The organism is Tepidicella baoligensis (assembly GCF_013432195.1).
Classification (GTDB): domain Bacteria; phylum Pseudomonadota; class Gammaproteobacteria; order Burkholderiales; family Burkholderiaceae_C; genus Tepidicella; species Tepidicella baoligensis.
Map to the genome: position 1 here is coordinate 213,788 of NZ_JACCDB010000002.1, position 15,398 is coordinate 229,185.

General features: G+C 65.7%; 14 protein-coding genes and 1 tRNA gene. 9 read left to right on the forward strand and 6 right to left on the reverse strand.

What is annotated here, in order from left to right; all coding sequences use genetic code 11:
• Nucleotides 1-13: 13 nt before the first annotated feature.
• On the reverse strand, nucleotides 14-1,108 hold the full coding sequence (ychF, locus tag HZS63_RS03880; protein WP_180682728.1) for a redox-regulated ATPase YchF: 1,095 nt from the start codon (nucleotides 1,106-1,108) through the stop codon (nucleotides 14-16).
• A 79-nt stretch (nucleotides 1,109-1,187) separates the two neighbouring features.
• Between ychF and HZS63_RS03885 the strand changes: the two genes are divergently transcribed.
• The gene (locus HZS63_RS03885) at nucleotides 1,188-2,186 is read left to right on the forward strand and encodes an HD-GYP domain-containing protein (RefSeq protein ID WP_180682729.1); all 999 of its coding nucleotides are present in this window, start codon (nucleotides 1,188-1,190) and stop codon (nucleotides 2,184-2,186) included.
• Here HZS63_RS03885 and HZS63_RS03890 read toward each other — a convergent pair whose 3' ends face one another.
• Nucleotides 2,187-3,107, reverse strand: coding sequence for an MOSC domain-containing protein (locus HZS63_RS03890; protein WP_180682730.1), 921 nt, complete (start codon nucleotides 3,105-3,107; stop codon nucleotides 2,187-2,189). It lies immediately after the preceding gene.
• 72 nt (nucleotides 3,108-3,179) lie between these two features.
• Between HZS63_RS03890 and HZS63_RS03895 the strand changes: the two genes are divergently transcribed.
• The 3 genes from HZS63_RS03895 to HZS63_RS03905 are packed head-to-tail and all read left to right on the forward strand — an operon-like array spanning nucleotide 3,180 to nucleotide 6,905.
• Nucleotides 3,180-4,316 (forward strand): FAD-dependent monooxygenase, encoded by a 1,137-nt coding sequence (locus HZS63_RS03895; protein ID WP_180682731.1) that lies wholly within the window; start codon nucleotides 3,180-3,182, stop codon nucleotides 4,314-4,316.
• A 1-nt stretch (nucleotide 4,317) separates the two neighbouring features.
• Nucleotides 4,318-5,049 carry a DsbC family protein gene (locus HZS63_RS03900; protein ID WP_180682732.1) on the forward strand — a complete coding sequence of 244 codons (732 nt, stop codon included), beginning with the start codon at nucleotides 4,318-4,320 and terminating at the stop codon, nucleotides 5,047-5,049.
• Nucleotides 5,046-6,905, forward strand: coding sequence for a M61 family metallopeptidase (locus HZS63_RS03905; protein WP_180682734.1), 1,860 nt, complete (start codon nucleotides 5,046-5,048; stop codon nucleotides 6,903-6,905). The genes HZS63_RS03900 and HZS63_RS03905 overlap by 4 nt, the downstream gene beginning before the upstream one ends.
• On the opposite strand, the gene HZS63_RS03910 is transcribed toward HZS63_RS03905, so the two are convergent.
• Entirely contained in the window at nucleotides 6,845-7,657 is an 813-nt protein-coding gene (locus tag HZS63_RS03910) for an enoyl-CoA hydratase-related protein (protein ID WP_180682735.1), read from the reverse strand. The two genes, HZS63_RS03905 and HZS63_RS03910, sit on opposite strands and share 61 nt — an antisense overlap.
• A gap of 106 nt (nucleotides 7,658-7,763) precedes the next feature.
• Between HZS63_RS03910 and HZS63_RS03915 the strand changes: the two genes are divergently transcribed.
• The 3 genes from HZS63_RS03915 (at nucleotide 7,764) to HZS63_RS03925 (ending at nucleotide 9,222) form a co-directional block, all read left to right on the forward strand.
• Nucleotides 7,764-8,546: an enoyl-CoA hydratase gene (locus tag HZS63_RS03915; protein WP_180682737.1), complete on the forward strand. Its 783-nt coding sequence runs from the start codon at nucleotides 7,764-7,766 to the stop codon at nucleotides 8,544-8,546.
• Between the two features lie 27 nt (nucleotides 8,547-8,573).
• Nucleotides 8,574-8,650 (forward strand) — tRNA-Met (locus tag HZS63_RS03920).
• Between the two features lie 77 nt (nucleotides 8,651-8,727).
• Nucleotides 8,728-9,222, forward strand: coding sequence for a thermonuclease family protein (locus HZS63_RS03925; RefSeq protein WP_180682738.1), 495 nt, complete (start codon nucleotides 8,728-8,730; stop codon nucleotides 9,220-9,222).
• An 11-nt stretch (nucleotides 9,223-9,233) separates the two neighbouring features.
• Here the strand turns inward: HZS63_RS03925 and HZS63_RS03930 are convergent, their stop codons facing one another.
• The gene (locus tag HZS63_RS03930) at nucleotides 9,234-10,442 is read right to left on the reverse strand and encodes an HD-GYP domain-containing protein (RefSeq protein ID WP_180682739.1); all 1,209 of its coding nucleotides are present in this window, start codon (nucleotides 10,440-10,442) and stop codon (nucleotides 9,234-9,236) included.
• A gap of 76 nt (nucleotides 10,443-10,518) precedes the next feature.
• On the opposite strand from HZS63_RS03930, the gene HZS63_RS03935 reads away from it, so the two are divergent.
• Together HZS63_RS03935 and HZS63_RS03940 are read left to right on the forward strand one after the other, a co-directional pair.
• A complete protein-coding gene (locus HZS63_RS03935) occupies nucleotides 10,519-11,853 on the forward strand; it encodes a cyclic di-GMP phosphodiesterase (RefSeq protein WP_180682740.1) in 1,335 nt (444 codons plus the stop codon).
• Nucleotides 11,850-14,267: a sensor domain-containing protein gene (locus tag HZS63_RS03940; RefSeq protein ID WP_180682741.1), complete on the forward strand. Its 2,418-nt coding sequence runs from the start codon at nucleotides 11,850-11,852 to the stop codon at nucleotides 14,265-14,267. The genes HZS63_RS03935 and HZS63_RS03940 overlap by 4 nt, the downstream gene beginning before the upstream one ends.
• On the opposite strand, the gene HZS63_RS03945 is transcribed toward HZS63_RS03940, so the two are convergent.
• Nucleotides 14,255-14,776, reverse strand: a complete 522-nt coding sequence (locus tag HZS63_RS03945) for a TlpA family protein disulfide reductase (protein WP_180682742.1) — start codon at nucleotides 14,774-14,776, stop codon at nucleotides 14,255-14,257. The two genes, HZS63_RS03940 and HZS63_RS03945, sit on opposite strands and share 13 nt — an antisense overlap.
• Nucleotides 14,773-15,375: a hypothetical protein gene (locus tag HZS63_RS03950; RefSeq protein ID WP_180682743.1), complete on the reverse strand. Its 603-nt coding sequence runs from the start codon at nucleotides 15,373-15,375 to the stop codon at nucleotides 14,773-14,775. The genes HZS63_RS03945 and HZS63_RS03950 overlap by 4 nt, the downstream gene beginning before the upstream one ends.
• Nucleotides 15,376-15,398: the final 23 nt, after the last annotated feature.

Genomic DNA, 15,398 nt, shown 5'->3' on the forward strand with positions numbered 1-15,398 from the left:
TGCCTGATCCGGCTCAAACGTTGAACAGGAAATTCATCACATCGCCATCCTTGACGACGTACTCCTTGCCCTCGGCGCGCATCTTGCCGGCGTCCTTGGCCCCTTGCTCGCCCCGGTAGGCGATGTAGTCGTCGAACGCGATGGTCTGGGCGCGGATGAAGCCGCGCTCGAAATCGCCGTGGATCACGCCGGCCGCCTGCGGCGCGGTGGCACCGATGGGGATGGTCCAGGCGCGCACCTCCTTTACCCCGGCGGTGAAATAGGTTTGCAAGCCCAACAGCTTGAAACCGGCGCGGATCAGGCGGTTCAGGCCAGGCTCGTCCTGGCCCAACTCCTTCAGGAATTCGAGCCGGTCGGCATCGTCCATCTCGGCCAGCTCGGCCTCGATCTTGGCGCAGATCGCCACCACCGGCGCGTTCTGTGCGGCGGCGTAGTCACGCAGACGGTCCAGCAGGGGGTTGTTGTCGAAACCGTCCTCGGCCACGTTGCCCACGAACATGGCTGGCTTGGCGGTGATCAGGCACAGCGGCTTGAGCAACGCGCGCTCCTGGTCGTTGAGTTCCAGCGTGCGCACCGGCCTGCCTTCGTTGAGCACGGCCTGCACCTTGCCCAGCAAGGCCACCATGGCCGTCGCTTCCTTGTCGTTGCCACTCTTGGCCGCCTTGGTGTAGCGCTGCAAGGCTTTTTCCACCGTGCCCAGGTCGGCCAGGCAGAGTTCGGTCTGGATGACCTCGATGTCGGCGATCGGGTCCACCTTGCCGGCCACATGAATCACGTTCGGGTCTTCGAAACAGCGCACCACGTTGACGATGGCATCCGTCTCGCGGATGTGGGCCAAGAACTGGTTGCCCAACCCCTCTCCCTTGCTGGCTCCGGCCACCAAACCCGCAATGTCCACGAACTCCACGATGGCGGGCACGACCCGCTCCGGCTTCACAATATCGGCCAACTGCTGCAACCGTGGATCCGGCACCTCGACCACGCCCACATTGGGCTCGATGGTGCAAAAGGGATAGTTCTCCGCCGCAATGCCCGCCTTGGTCAGGGCGTTGAACAGGGTGGATTTGCCGACGTTGGGCAGGCCGACGATGCCGCACTTGAGACTCATGTAAGCCTTTGAAGTATCTGAAAAGGGCATGATTTTACCGAGCACACCCAACCGCCCGAACCCATTACACTCGGCCACGATGCTCAGCGAGCCTGCCGATACCCCTCTATCCGGCCTGCCGTCCGACCTGGAGGCAGTGCTCAAGGATGTCCACGCTCAACTCGACCCCGACCCTACCGAAGGCATACCGGCTTTGCGGCGGCGACTGGCGCAATTGCTGGGCGAGGGCGCACAAGCCAAGGACTTTGCACGCCGGCTGGCGTTCGTGGAAACCGGTTTGCGCCTGGCCCTGCGCGCCCGGGAAGACGACACGCTGTTCGTGCTCGTGCAGATGCTGGCCGACCGGCAATACGGCTACAACGCCACCCATGCCCTGATGGCGGCCACGACCTGTCTGCTGGTTGCCCCTTTGGCCGACATGGTAGAGCCGCAGCTCTCGTCCTTGGTGCGGGCGGCCCTGACGATGAACATCGCCATGGCCGAGATGCAGGACCTGCTGGCGCTGCAGGCCCAGCAGGCCACGCCTTACCAGCGTGAAAAAATCGAAACCCACCCCACTGAAGGCGCGGCCATCCTGCGTGCCCTGGGCATCGACGACCCGCTGTGGCTGGAGCTCGTGCAGGACCACCACGAGGCCCCGGACGGCAGCGGCTACCCACACCGCAAGACCGACCTCACCGTGGCGCAGCAGTTGCTGCGCATGAGCGATCTGTTCATTGCCCGCATCAGCCCGCGCGCGTCCCGGCGCGGGCTGTGGCCCAAGGTGGCGGTGGGCAACCTGTACCTGGAATCCCAGACCCGCGCCAGCCCACTGGGCGCCTACTTCGTCAAACAGCTCGGCATGTACCCACCCGGCAGCTACGTGCGCCTGAAAACCAACGAGGTGGCCGTGATCGTGCGCCGCGGCACTCGGGTGAACACGCCGCTGGCCATGGCCATCACCGACCCGGATGGCCTGCTGTTGAGCGCCCCCAGCAAGCGCGACACCCAGCTCCCCATCTACGCCATCCAGACCCCCGTCTCACCCGAAGACGTGCGCATCCGGCTCGACAAGGCGCGGCTGCTCAAGCGCATCTGATCACCAGGCGCCCCAGCGCCCTTCCCCGGCCATGCCCTCGTGGAGCATCTGGCCCTCGCCCTGGCGCACGATGGCGTTCATGCCAAAGGTGATCGCCCCCATCAGGCGCCGGTCCTGACGGTAGGACTGCAGCACGGGGCTCACGAGACTGCCTGCTTCGCCCGTGGCGGGGTCCACGTCAGGGATGCTGCAACGCGCACAGGGCTTGACCGGCTGCAGCCACACGGCAGGTGCTTCGGCCGACCCGCCTCCCGGCGTGGCGGCGTGGAAATGCAATTCGGCCAGTCGGTCCTCGTCGTGCGCGCACAAACACCCCAACACGATGTTGGGCCGAAACCGCTCGACGCCCACCGGCGCATGCCCGAGCACCCGCAGGCGCTCGTTGAGGTCGTCCAGTGCCGACAGCGACAGCACCAGCAGCGGATAACCGTCGCTGAACTGGTTGGGCGCCTGCCGGCCACCGGTCCAGCGCACGTCCGAAGGACGGTGGCATTCGGGATCGAACCGCACCAGGCGCAGCCGTTGCACCGGCCCGGGGCGGTCGGCCAAGAGAAAATCGGTGAACCACTGGGCGGCCACATCGCCCATGTCGTAGGCATCGACCTCATCATCCCAGACGCGGACCTTGCAAGGCGCCTCGGCCCCATCCAACGCCAGGTGCAGCGACAGCATGCCGGGCGCCCTCAGCTCCAGATGGCCCATGCGAAACCGCGGTTGCACCAGCGCCATGCGCGGGAACTCCCGCTGGGAAACGAACTCCCCACTCTCATCCACCACCATCCAGGCACGGTCCCATTCCAGGCCGGTGTCGAGCAGTTCGATCTGGCGCATGCGGATGCCGGCACAGGATTTCACCGGATAGACCCACAATTGTTCGATGGTCAGCGGCACTGGGGTGTCGGTGGAGGGCAGATCGGTCATGCACGGTATTCCTTTCAGCCGACATTGTGCCGGCAAGGTAATGGACTCCACCAGTCCCCCTACAATTTGACGATGAGCAGGACATACGATGTGGCAGTGCTGGGCGCGGGCGTGGTGGGCCACACGCTGGCCCTGCTGTTGGCGCGCGACCGTTTCCGGGTGGCCCTGGTGCGCCGCCCGCCGCCTCCCCAGGGCGCGGCCCCGGACATCCGTGCTTACGCGCTGAACCACGCCTCTCGTGAACTGCTGGAATCGCTGCGCGTCTGGCCCGACGCCTCGGCCGTGACGGCAGTGCGCCAGATGTGGGTGGCCGAACCCAATGCCGACGACCCCGCCGCGCTGCGCTTCGACAGCCCCGACGGCGCGGGGGCGCTGTCGTGGATCGTGGACGTGCCGGCGCTCGAGGCCACGCTGGCGCAGGCCTTGCAGTTCCAGCCGGGCGTGGAGGTGATCGATGCCCCCCCGAAGGCCAAGCTCACCGTGATCTGCGAAGGCAAACGCAGCACCACCCGCGACCGCCTGGGTTTCGAGTTCGATGTGAAACCCTATGCGCACACCGCGGTGGCCGCACGCCTGCAGTGCGAGCGACCGCACGGCGGGGTGGCGCGCCAATGGTTCAGCCAGGGCGACATCCTGGCCCTGCTGCCCATGGGCGGTGACAACGGCCACACCTTGGCGTTGGTCTGGTCCGTGGGCCATGCGCGTGCGCAAGACCTGATGGCACATCCCGCCGAAGGCTTCGCCCGGGCCGTGGAGCAAGCCTGCGACCACGCCCTCGGAGCCATGACGCTGCAGGGCCAGCCTGCGGCCTGGCCGCTGGAGCTTGCACACGCACGGCACTGGGTGCAGCCTGGCGTGGCCCTGGCCGGCGATGCCGCCCATGCCATGCACCCGCTGGCGGGGCAAGGCCTCAACGTGGGCCTGGGCGACGTGGCCTGCCTGGCGCGGGTGTTGCAGGAGCGCGAATACTGGCGCGAGCCCGGCGACCTGAAACTGCTGCGCCGCTACGAACGCGCGCGCCAAGCCGACTTCCTGCGCATGGCCGGCGTCACCGACGGGCTCTATGGCCTCTTTGGCCACACCGACGAGCGCCTGCAAACGCTGCGGCGCTGGGGCCTGCGCCGCTTCAACGAACTGCCTCTGCTCAAACACTGGGCGATCCGTCAGGCCATGGGCCAGACCGCCGCCCCTCACCCAAGGAACCCCTGACATGTCCCGTCTTTCCCCTCTGGCCTCGTGGTACGGCCGCACGCTCGTGCTGGCATCCCTGCTCGGTGCCAGCACCCTGGCCACCGCCAACGAGGCCACCATTCGCAAGAACCTGACCGAACGCCTGCCCAATCTGCCCAAGATCGAAGAAGTGCGCCCCACCCCCATGCGGGGCCTGTTCGAGATCCGCATCAACGAATCCGACATCCTCTACACCGATGCCGAAGGCAACTACCTGATCCAGGGTACGCTGATCGACACCCGGGCTCGAACCAACCTCACCGAACAGCGCATCGAGCAGCTCACCGCCATTGCCTTCAGCGACCTGCCGCTGAAGGACGCTTTCACCACCGTGCGCGGCAACGGCCAGCGCAAGATCGCCGTGTTCAGCGACCCGAATTGCGGCTTCTGCAAGCGGCTGGAACGCGACCTGCTCAAGCTCAATGACGTCACCGTCTATACCTTCCTCGTGGCCATGCTGGGCCCGGACTCGCAGGTGAAATCGCGCAACATCTGGTGCGCCCAAGACAAGGCAGCCGCCTACAACGACTGGATGCTCAAGGGCGTCAACCCCGCTTCTGCCACCTGCGACACGGCCGCGCTCAGCCGCAACCTCGAATTTGCCAACAAACACCGCATCACCGGCACCCCCACCAGCTTCCTGGCGGATGGCACGCGCATCGTCGGGGCCGACTTCCAACGCATCGAGCAGGGACTGGCCGCCACCCGATGAGCGACACCCTACCTGCCTTGGTCCGTTACCGCGTCGAGGTGCTCGACCCGCGCGCCCACCTGTTTGGCGTCAGGCTGGAGGTGGACCGGCCCGCCCGAACCACCACCCTCAGCCTGCCGGTCTGGATCCCGGGCAGCTATCTGGTGCGAGAATTCGCGCAGCACCTGCAAGGGCTCCATGCTCAAGCCGACAAGGCTCCCGTGCCCACAGCGCAGCTGAACAAAAACACCTGGCAAGTGACCGTGTCCCCAGGCACGCAAACCCTGCGCCTGCAATACCAGGTGTATGCATTCGACGCCTCGGTCCGCACCGCGTTCCTCGACACCACCCGGGGCTTCTTCAACCCCACCAGCCTGTGCCTGCGCGTACACGGCCGCGACCACGAACCCCACGAGCTGCGCGTGGTGGACAACATGCACACCGACGGCTGGCAACTCGCCACGGCCCTCATACCGATCAAAACCCGACAGAGCGGTTTTGGCCGCTATCTGGCCCAGGATTACGACGAACTGGCCGACAGTCCGGTGGAAATGGGGCATTTCTGGAGCGGCCGCTTCAAGGTGCGCGGCGTACCGCACCGCTTCGTGGTCAGCGGCGCGCCACCCGGGCTGGATGGCGAGCGCCTGCTGCGCGACACGGCCCGCATCTGTGTGGCGGCCATGGCGCTGTGGCACGGGGAAGAGGCCCCGCCTTTCGACCGCTACCTCTTCATGCTCCACGCCAGCGCCGACGGGTATGGCGGTCTGGAGCACCGCCATTGCACCGCGCTCATCTGCCAACGCGGCGACCTGCCCCTGCTACCCGACTCCACGGCCAGCTCTGTGCCGGCTGCGGAAAAGGGTTCAGCCCCCACACCCCGTCTCAAGGCCACCGATGGCTACACCTCCCTGCTCGGGCTGATCAGCCATGAATACTTCCACACCTGGAACGTGAAGCGGCTGCGGCCGCACGAGTTTGCCCGCTACGACTACGAGCAGGAAAACTACACGCGGCTGCTCTGGTTCTTCGAAGGCTTCACCAGCTATTACGACGATCTGCTGCTGCACCGCGCCGGCCTGATCGACGACACCACCTACCTGCAACTGTTGGCCAAAACCATCAATCAGGTGCAGCAGACGCCCGGCCGGCAAGTGCAGAGCGTGGCCGAGGCCAGCTTCGATGCCTGGGTCAAGTACTACCGCGTGCACGAAAACACCCCCAACGCCACGGTGAGCTACTACACCAAAGGTGCCTTGGTGGCACTGTGCCTGGACCTCACCCTGCGCCAGGAAGGCCACACCACGCTGGACGCGGTGATGCGTGCTCTGTACCAGCGCTGCGCCGGCGGCCCCATGAAAGAAGCCGACTTGCTCGCCGTGCTCAAGCGCCTGGGACGGCGCAGTTATGCCCGGGAGATCGCGGCCTGGGTACATGGCCGCGACGAGTTGCCGCTGCAGCCTCTGCTGCAGGCTCACGGCGTTCAGTGGCAAACGGAGCCGGCCCCGCTGGCGCAGCGACTGGGCTTGCGCGTGAATGAAACCCAGGGGCTGGTCCTGAAAAACGTGATGCGTGGCAGCGCCGCCGAAGCCGCTGGCTTGGCTCCAGGCGACGAGTGGCTGGGCGTGGAACTACCGGCTCGCGACGGAAACCCCGCCAGTGCCTGGCGTGTGCGCAAGCTCGACGAGGTGGAGCTTTACATGCGTGGCCACACCCGATGCACGGCCTTGGTGGCGCGCGACGGCCGCCTGCTGCGCTGCCCGCTGGAGTGGCCGGCTCCAGCCACCGTGGTGCGATTGAGCACCACCGGGGCGGCAGATCACTCCCCCTTGAAGACGGGCGAGCGCTTCTCCAGAAAGGCGTTCACGCCCTCGAAGTAGTCGTGAGTGCGGCCCAGGGCCGCCTGCAGATCGCGCTCCACGTCGAGGTGGGCGTCGAAGCTGCGGGTACCCGCCTCACGCAACAGGTTGCGCGTGGCCACCAGCGCCTTCGTGGGCATGGCCGCCAGCCGCTGGGCCAGAGCCAGCGAGGCAGCCAGCGGATCGTCGGCCACGTCCCAGATCAAGCCCCACTCCTTGGCCTGGGCGGCTGGCAACTTGTCGCCGGTCATGGCCAGCGCCATGGCCCGCGCCAGGCCGAGACGCTCCACCAACAGCCAGCTGCCGCCCGCGTCCGGGATCAGGCCGATCTTGCTGAAGGCCTGCACGAAGCTGGCCCCCGGCGCGGCGATGGCGATGTCACACGCCATGGCCAACGAAGCGCCCGCACCGGCCGCCACGCCATTGACGGCTGCGATGGTGGGCATGCGCAGGTTCATGAAAGCGCGGACGGTGGGGTTGAAGCATTGATCGATCACCGGCCCGGGATTGGCGCGCTCCAGCAGTCCATCGCCGGGGGTGAAATCCAGTTCAGTCAGGTCCAGACCGGCACAGAAGCCGCGCCCGGCCCCAGTGACGACCAGCGCCCGGATGGTTGGCTGGTCAGCGGCGCGTTGCAGGGCAGCTTGCAGCGCCCGGTGCATGTCGCGCGTGAAACTGTTGAGGGCCTGAGGTCGATTCAGGGTCACGAGAGCCACGGCCTCGCGCTCCTCGTACAGAATACCTTGGTCGGCCCAGGGTTGTGTGTCGCTCATGGTGTCTCCAAAGGGTTGCCAAGGCGCATTTTGCACCCAATACGACCGGCTACATGCCCCCCGGCAGCGCTATAGTGCAAGCTTTGCACCGCACGGAGACTGACCCATGAACACCACGCCCGAGCTGATTCTGGTACGCACCGAAGGTCGCGTCGGCATCATCACGCTCAACCGGCCCAAACAACTCAACGCGCTCAACGACCAGCTGATGAACGAGCTGGGCGCGGCGCTGAAAGCCTTCGACGCCGACGACGGCATCGGCTGCATCATCCTGACGGGCAGCGAAAAGGCCTTTGCCGCTGGCGCCGACATCGGCGCCATGGCCACCTACACCTTCGCCGATGTGTACAAGGGCGACTACATCACCCGCAACTGGGAAACCATCCGCAGCATCCGCAAGCCCATCATTGCGGCCGTCAGCGGCTTCGCCCTGGGCGGCGGCTGCGAACTGGCCATGATGTGCGACTTCATCATCGCGGCCGACAACGCCAAGTTTGGCCAACCCGAAATCAAGCTCGGCATCATCCCCGGCGCGGGCGGCACGCAGCGCCTACCGCGCGCCGTGGGCAAGAGCAAGGCCATGGACCTGGCCCTGACCGGCCGCATGATGGACGCCACCGAAGCCGAACGCGCTGGCCTGGTCAGCCGCGTGGTGCCCCTGGACAAACTCATGGACGAGGCGCTGGGCGCGGCGCTGACCATCTCCGGCTTCTCACTGCTGGCGGTGATGGCCGCCAAGGAGGCCGTGAACAAGGCCTTCGAGGGCACGCTGTCAGACGGCTTGATGTTCGAACGCCGCCTGTTCCACGCACTTTTCGCCACCGCCGACCAGAAGGAAGGCATGGCCGCCTTCGTGGAAAAGCGGCCGCCGAACTTCAAGCACCAGTAAAAAACACGCTATAATGGAAAACTTGTTGGCGCTTTAGCTCAGCCGGTTAGAGCGACGGAATCATAATCCGCAGGTCCGGGGTTCGAATCCCTGAAGCGCCACCAAACGAATCAAGGACTCAGCGCAGACACGCGCTAAGTCCTTTTTCTTTTGCAGCGAACCGATGTATCGACAGGATCACATGAAGCACATGCGCTGGCTCGGGCTGCTCCTGTGGCTGGCACTGTGGTGTCCATGGGCACTGGCCGAGGTGTTGACTGGGCGGGTCATTGCGGTGGCCGATGGCGACACCGTGACCGTGCTCGACGACGCGCGCCAGCAGCATCGCATCCGGCTGGTCGGCATTGACGCACCCGAAAACCGGCAGCCGTATGGCCATCGGGCCCGGCAGCATCTGGCCGAGCGTGTGTTCCAGCGCGACGTAGAGGTCCATTACGACAAGCGCGATCGCTATGGCCGCATCCTGGGCAAGATCATCCTTGACGGCGAGGACATCAACCTCATGATGGTACGAGACGGCATGGCTTGGCATTACCGGCAGTTCCAACGCGACCAGCGCCCGGCCGACCGAGCGCTGTATGCGGCGGCCGAACGCGAGGCCCGTGCCGCACGCAGAGGACTCTGGGCCGACCCCGAGCCCCAGCCCCCGTGGGAGTTCCGACGCCAGTCCCGCTGACGCGGTTGCGCTCAGAGACGGGCCAGCAGCCGGGCGGGCTGGATACGCACCCGTACCTCGTCGGCCGCAATGCCCTCCTTGACTTCGAGACCGTGATCGGCGGTGTCGCGCAATGCGGGTTCGCCCAGCGGCATGCCATGCCGACCGACCAAGGCGAACACCAAAGGGGCGTTGGCCTTGCGGCCGCGCCGAACCACCACGGCCAGCTCGCCATTGGCCAGCCGCACGTAGCTGCCTGGAATGTACACCCCCAAGGTTTTGATGACCGCCGCCCCCAGGGGTGTCGGCTGCCCCTGGGGATCGAGGGAAATGTCGCGGGCAGCCCGGTGCGGGGGCAGGCCCCGGCGTCCGGCCCGGGGACTGATGCGCGCCACAAACACATCGCTCAGATGCAGAAGCTGCGCCATGACGATCAAAGGGTCGGTCCCTGCACCAGTAGCGACCGGCGGCAACTCGGCATGGTGATGGCGCACCAGCTTGAGCCAGGTATCGTCCGTCACCCCCAGTCGATGCAGCATCTGGGCACCGATCAAAGGGTGTGTATCGATGACCTTGCGCTCCTCTGCAGTGGGCTGGCCCGGTCGGACGGCCAGCGCGTCGTGCAGGTGGCTCATGCCGATGTTCATCGTCAGGCTGGCCCGCAACAAGCTCTGCCGCTGGGGCTCCGGCCAGCCCATCTGGCCCGACACCAGCCGGCACACCACGGCGCAAAGCAAGGCGTGGCTGGCACTGTACCCCATGGAGCGGTCGTGCAGCATCTGCACCAGCAGAAACAGACTGTCGTCCACGCGCGAGCGCAGGGCATGCAGCAGGCGGCGCTCCACGCCCTGGAGGCGAGCGAGAAAATCGCCGGCTTCGCTGCCCTGGCGCAGCAGCAGGCTGAGGACGGCGTGCAGGTCAGGCCAGAGTTCCGCCAGGGGTCTTTCGGGTGCCTGGCTCACCCGTTCGACCTCTACCCCCATGGGCCGGGTCACGCTGGCAATCGCCTCCAGGCGCTCGTTGTCACGCAGCTTGCGGTCGATCGCCGCCGTGTAACGGAACGTCCATTGCCGGTATTCCTCCTCGTCCACCATCGGCAGATGGGTCTGGAGCAGGTCGCGGTGCGCTTCGTCACGGATCACCTCGCCACGGCGCAGCAACAACACGCCGTTCGGGTCCCAGACATTGACCGGCAACGGCTCTCGCAAAGCGATCTGATCCAACGGGAAGGGGACGTACATGGAATTTCCATCTCAAACCCGGACTTTACACTTTACAGGGAAGGCCTGAAGATTGGCGATAATGCCCCGAGATTCTATGAATGCGCCCGCACAGGGAGAACTCCCGCCCACGCCCCACAACAACCCTCCGCGGATTGCGGTGGCCGATTTGCGCGTGGGTCATTACGTCCATCTCGATCTCGGATGGATGGATCACCCCTTCGCGCGCAGCAGCTTCAAGATCACGAGCCTGCGCCAGATCGAAACCATCCGCAGCCTGGGGCTGACCGAGGTGCGCTACGCGCCCGAACGCAGCGACCCGGTGGTCACCGCGCCTGCCGATCATCCGCAGGCAGCGGCGGATGCAGCCGGCACCCCCGCCACCGAGGCCAGCGTCGCGCCCGCCCCCTCGGCAGCCAGCGACACACACCACCAGAGCGTACTGGACGCGCAACGGCAGGCACTCCAGCAATGCGAGCGCCGTTGCGCCGAGAGCAGCCGCGCCGTCAAGGCCGTGCTCGACCAGTTTCAAACGGCGCCTGAACAAGCCGGCCAAGCCTGCGCTCGGCTGATCCAGGGCATGGTGACACAGATCCCCAGCCAGGAAGACGCCGTGTTGCGCCTGCTCGCCGAAGGGCACGGCGACCGCGCCACCCTACACGCCATGAACGTGACCGTGCTCAGCCTGCTGCTCGGACGCGCCATGGGCATGGCGGCCGAGGAGCTCGAAGCGCTGGGCGTGGCTGCCGTGCTGCACGACGTGGGCAAAGTCGAGCTGCCCGACCGCGTGCGCTTTCGTGACGACAGCTTCACCAGCGCCCATTTCAAGCTTTACCAAGAGCATGTCATGCACAGCGTGGCCTGGGGCCGACGCATGGGGCTGTCCACGGCGGCGTTGCTGGCCATCGCCCAACACCATGAAGCGGCCGACGGCTCGGGTTTTCCCAAGGGTCTCCATGAAGCTCAACTGTCGCCAGCAGCGCGCATTTTGGCACTGATCAACCGCTACGACGGTCTGTGCAACCCGCCCAACCCCCTGAAGGCATTGACGCCCCATGAAGCCCTGTCGCTGATCTTCGCGACCATGAAGCCACGTTTCGAGCAGCAGACGCTCAACGCCTTTATCCGGATGATGGGTGTGTACCCGCCGGGCTCCGTCGTGCAGCTCACCGACGAGCGCTACGCGCTGGTGATCTCGGTGAATTCGTCGCGGCCGCTCAAACCCCGGGTCATGGTGTACGACACCACCGTTGCTTGCGAGGACGCGCTGCTGCTGGATCTGCAGCAACACGAGGACCTGGGCATCCAGCGCAGCCTGCGCATCGAGCAATTGCCCCGGGCAGCACTGACCTATCTATCGCCCCGGCAGCGCATCTGCTACTACTTCGAACGCGCCGCACAGGCAACGGAGGTGTCGGAGACCATGGCATGATCCCGCGGGACTGGACGGCTTTCATGGATCATCTGCTGGAAGCGATCTGGCTGGTCGATCCCGCGACCCAACGCGTCGTGGCAGCCAATACCGCGGCGGCGCGGCTGCAGCAACTCGATAGCGACGAGCTGGTGGACGCCTCGGTGCTGGAGCTGTCGGCCTCCCCGGAAGACCTGCTGTTCTGGCAAGGCCTGCGCAGCGGGGAACGGCTCACACTGCACTCGGAGACACTGCTGCGTCGTCGAGACGGCTCCACCGTACGGGTGTTGCGTCACGCCACACCGGTGCAAAGCCCGGACGGTCAACTCCTCTACTTGGTGGCCATGCAGGACCACACCCTGCAACACCAGACGGAACAGAAACTCGAGGAGCTGCTGGCCGAGCTGCGCGCCACGCTGGAATCGACGGCCGACGGCATCCTGGTTTGCGACCTGGATGGACGCATCCGCGCCTTCAACCGCCTGTTCACGCAGCTGTGGGGCATCCCCGAAAACCTGCTCATACAAAAAGACGACTCGTCCATCTACACCTGGCTGGCCAGCCAGGTGACCGAGGCGATCGACTACCAGCGCAAGATCGGCGAACTGCTGCGCGCTCCCATGCTGGAAGCCACCGATGTGCTGATCCTGCAAACCGGGAGGGTCATCGAGCGCATCTCCAAACCCCAGCTCGCGCGGGGGCGGCCCATCGGACGGGTGTACGTGTTTCGCGACATCACCGAACGCACCGCGGCCGAAGCCCAGCTCAAACTGGCGGCCAAGGTCTTCGAGTCCAGCCTGGATGCCATTTTCATCACCGATCCGGCCTTCGGCATCCTCACCTGCAACCCGGCTGCGGAGCAGTTGACGCACGCCCGCGCCGACCAGCTGCGTGGCCGGCCCGCGCCCGATCTCTTCCACTCCCCCTCCCATCCACGCTGGCAGCAAGACCTGAATGAGCGGCTACAGCACTCCGGATTCTGGGAAGGGGAGATCTGGTATCGCCGGTCAGACCAGTCGGCGGTGGCGCTTCAGGCCTCCTGGGTGGTGCTCAAAGACCCCCATGGTCATCCGCTCAACACCATCCTGTTCGTCAAGGACCTGTCGGAAAAGCTGGCGGCGCAGCAGCGCATCGAGCAATTGGCCTATACCGACGCCCTCACCGGGCTGCCCAACCGGCTGATGCTCACCGAACGGGTGAATCACGCGATCCGCGTGGCCGAACGCAACGGACAGGGGTTTGCCGTCCTGTTCCTTGACCTGGACCGCTTCAAGAGCATCAACGACTCGCTCGGCCATCTGTTCGGCGACATGGTCCTGATCGAGATCGCCTCCCGGCTGAAGCAATGTCTGCGCCAGACCGACACGCTGTGCCGACTCGGCGGCGACGAGTTTGTCATCCACCTGCATGACGCCGACGAAAGCGGCGCCGAAATCACCGCCCAACGCATCATCGATGCGGTGATCCGGCCGGTCGAAATCGAGGGCATGAGTTTCAACCTGTCGTGCAGCGTCGGGATCGCCATGTACCCCAGCGACGGCGAGACGCTCGACGAGCTGATCCAACACGCCGACACGGCGATGTATCAGGTCAAGGATCGTGGCAAAGGTCATTACCGTTTCTACCGTCCCCAGATGAATGCCGACCTGCTGTCGCGCATCCAGCTCGACCATGCCATGCGTGAGGGCCTGGAGCGTCACGAGTTCGTGCTGCACTACCAACCACGGGTTTGTGTCCGTTCCGGCGAGCTGCGTGCCTGTGAGGCATTGGTGCGCTGGAACCACCCAGACAAAGGACTGGTGCTGCCGGGCATGTTCATCACCGTGGCCGAGGAGACCGGCTTCATCGTGAAGTTGGGCCAGTGGGTGCTGGAAGAAGGTATTCGACAGGCCGCGGCGTGGCTGCGCCAGGGCACACCGTGCCAGGTGGCGGTGAACGTGTCGGCCCTGCAGTTTCAGCAAGCCGGCTTGGTGGACGGGGTGGCGCAGGCCCTGCGCACACATGGGCTGCCGGCGCACCTGCTCGAACTCGAGCTCACCGAATCCATCCTGATCCGAGACGCCGAGGAGGCGCTGGCCCGCCTGCAGGCCCTGGCCGATCTGGGGGTTCACCTGTCGCTCGACGACTTCGGCACCGGCTACTCCAGCCTCACCTACCTGAAACGATTCCCCCTGCACACGCTCAAGATCGACCGCACCTTCATCGCCTCACTGCAAGAAGACGAGGCCGATGCCGCCATCGTGTCGGCCATCATCCAGATGGGGCATGCAATGCACATGCAGGTGGTGGCCGAGGGGGTCGAGCGCGTCGATCAGCATCAGCGGCTGCGGGCCCTGGGCTGCGACCACTTCCAAGGCTTTCTGTTTTCGCATGCGGTCCCCGCCGACACGTTCGGCCAGGCGCTGCAACGCGGCGAACTGCATTACAAGGGCTGAGCCCAGGCCACCAGGTCCTCGGGCTTGACCTGCCCGATCTTGCGGTGGGCGATTTCACCCTGGGCGTCGAATACCACGGTAAAGGGCAGGCCCCCGTTCGGGTTGCCCAGTTGTCTGCTCAACTCGGTACCCCCCAGACCGGCCATGCCGATCGGGAAATCCACCGGCCAACGCTGCAGGAATTGGCGCACCGCGCTGGGCTGATCGACCGCCAGCCCCAGCACCGTCCAGCCATCGGCACGCCGCTCCCGGTAAAAGGTGTTGAGCATAGGCATCTCCTCCACACAGGGTGGGCACCAGGTGGCCCAGAAATTGAGCAGCAGCGGGCGGCCCTTGAATTGTTGCATCGCCACGGGCTGGCCTTCGGGGCTGTCCCAGGTGTGCTGCCACAGGGCTTGCAGGGCGCCGTCCTGCACCGCGTGCGGCTGAAAACGCCACCAGGCCCAGCCAGCCCCGGCCAAGCCGGCCACGGCGGCCACGCCACCGGTCAGAAAATGTCGTTTGTTCATGGGGTATCGGATTCGCTGGCGTCCAGCAAGTTTCTGAGGGCCACGGCATCGCCACGGGGCTTGCGGCCCAGCTCGTCGGGCAACAGAGCACCCCGCTGGGCACGGCCGTCGTTGACCAGCAGGTGCAGGCCCACCCAGTCCTGCAAGGGTTCGCAGCGCACCTGCAGGCTGAGCGCCTCCACCGGCTGGCCGTGGAGCCCTTTGACGGTGGTGGCATCATATTCCACATTGCGGTTGATCAGCGCGAGCTCCACGGCCTTGGGGTCGTCGCTGAAGACCTGCAGGTAGATATCGCTCAAGCGAGTGGCCGTGCCGTGCCACACCGCACCGCCCACCAGGGGAGAAAACTCGGCGAGCCGCTCCATCCACAGCAAGGCCAGCTCGCGCAGGGCTCGCAACTCGCGGGGTTGCGTGTCGGCATGAAACAGGGCGATGTGTTCACGCACGGCGGCCTCCACGGCGGGATTACCGGGCAGGGCGGTACGCGACGGTAGGCCGAGCACCTTGAGCGCACGCACCTTGGCCTGACCGTAGTCCATGCCTTCATCGACCACGAGCGCGGCCGCGGCTTGGGCAATTTCCTGCTGCAGCGTGTTCATGGGGAGGATTGTCCCTGATCCGC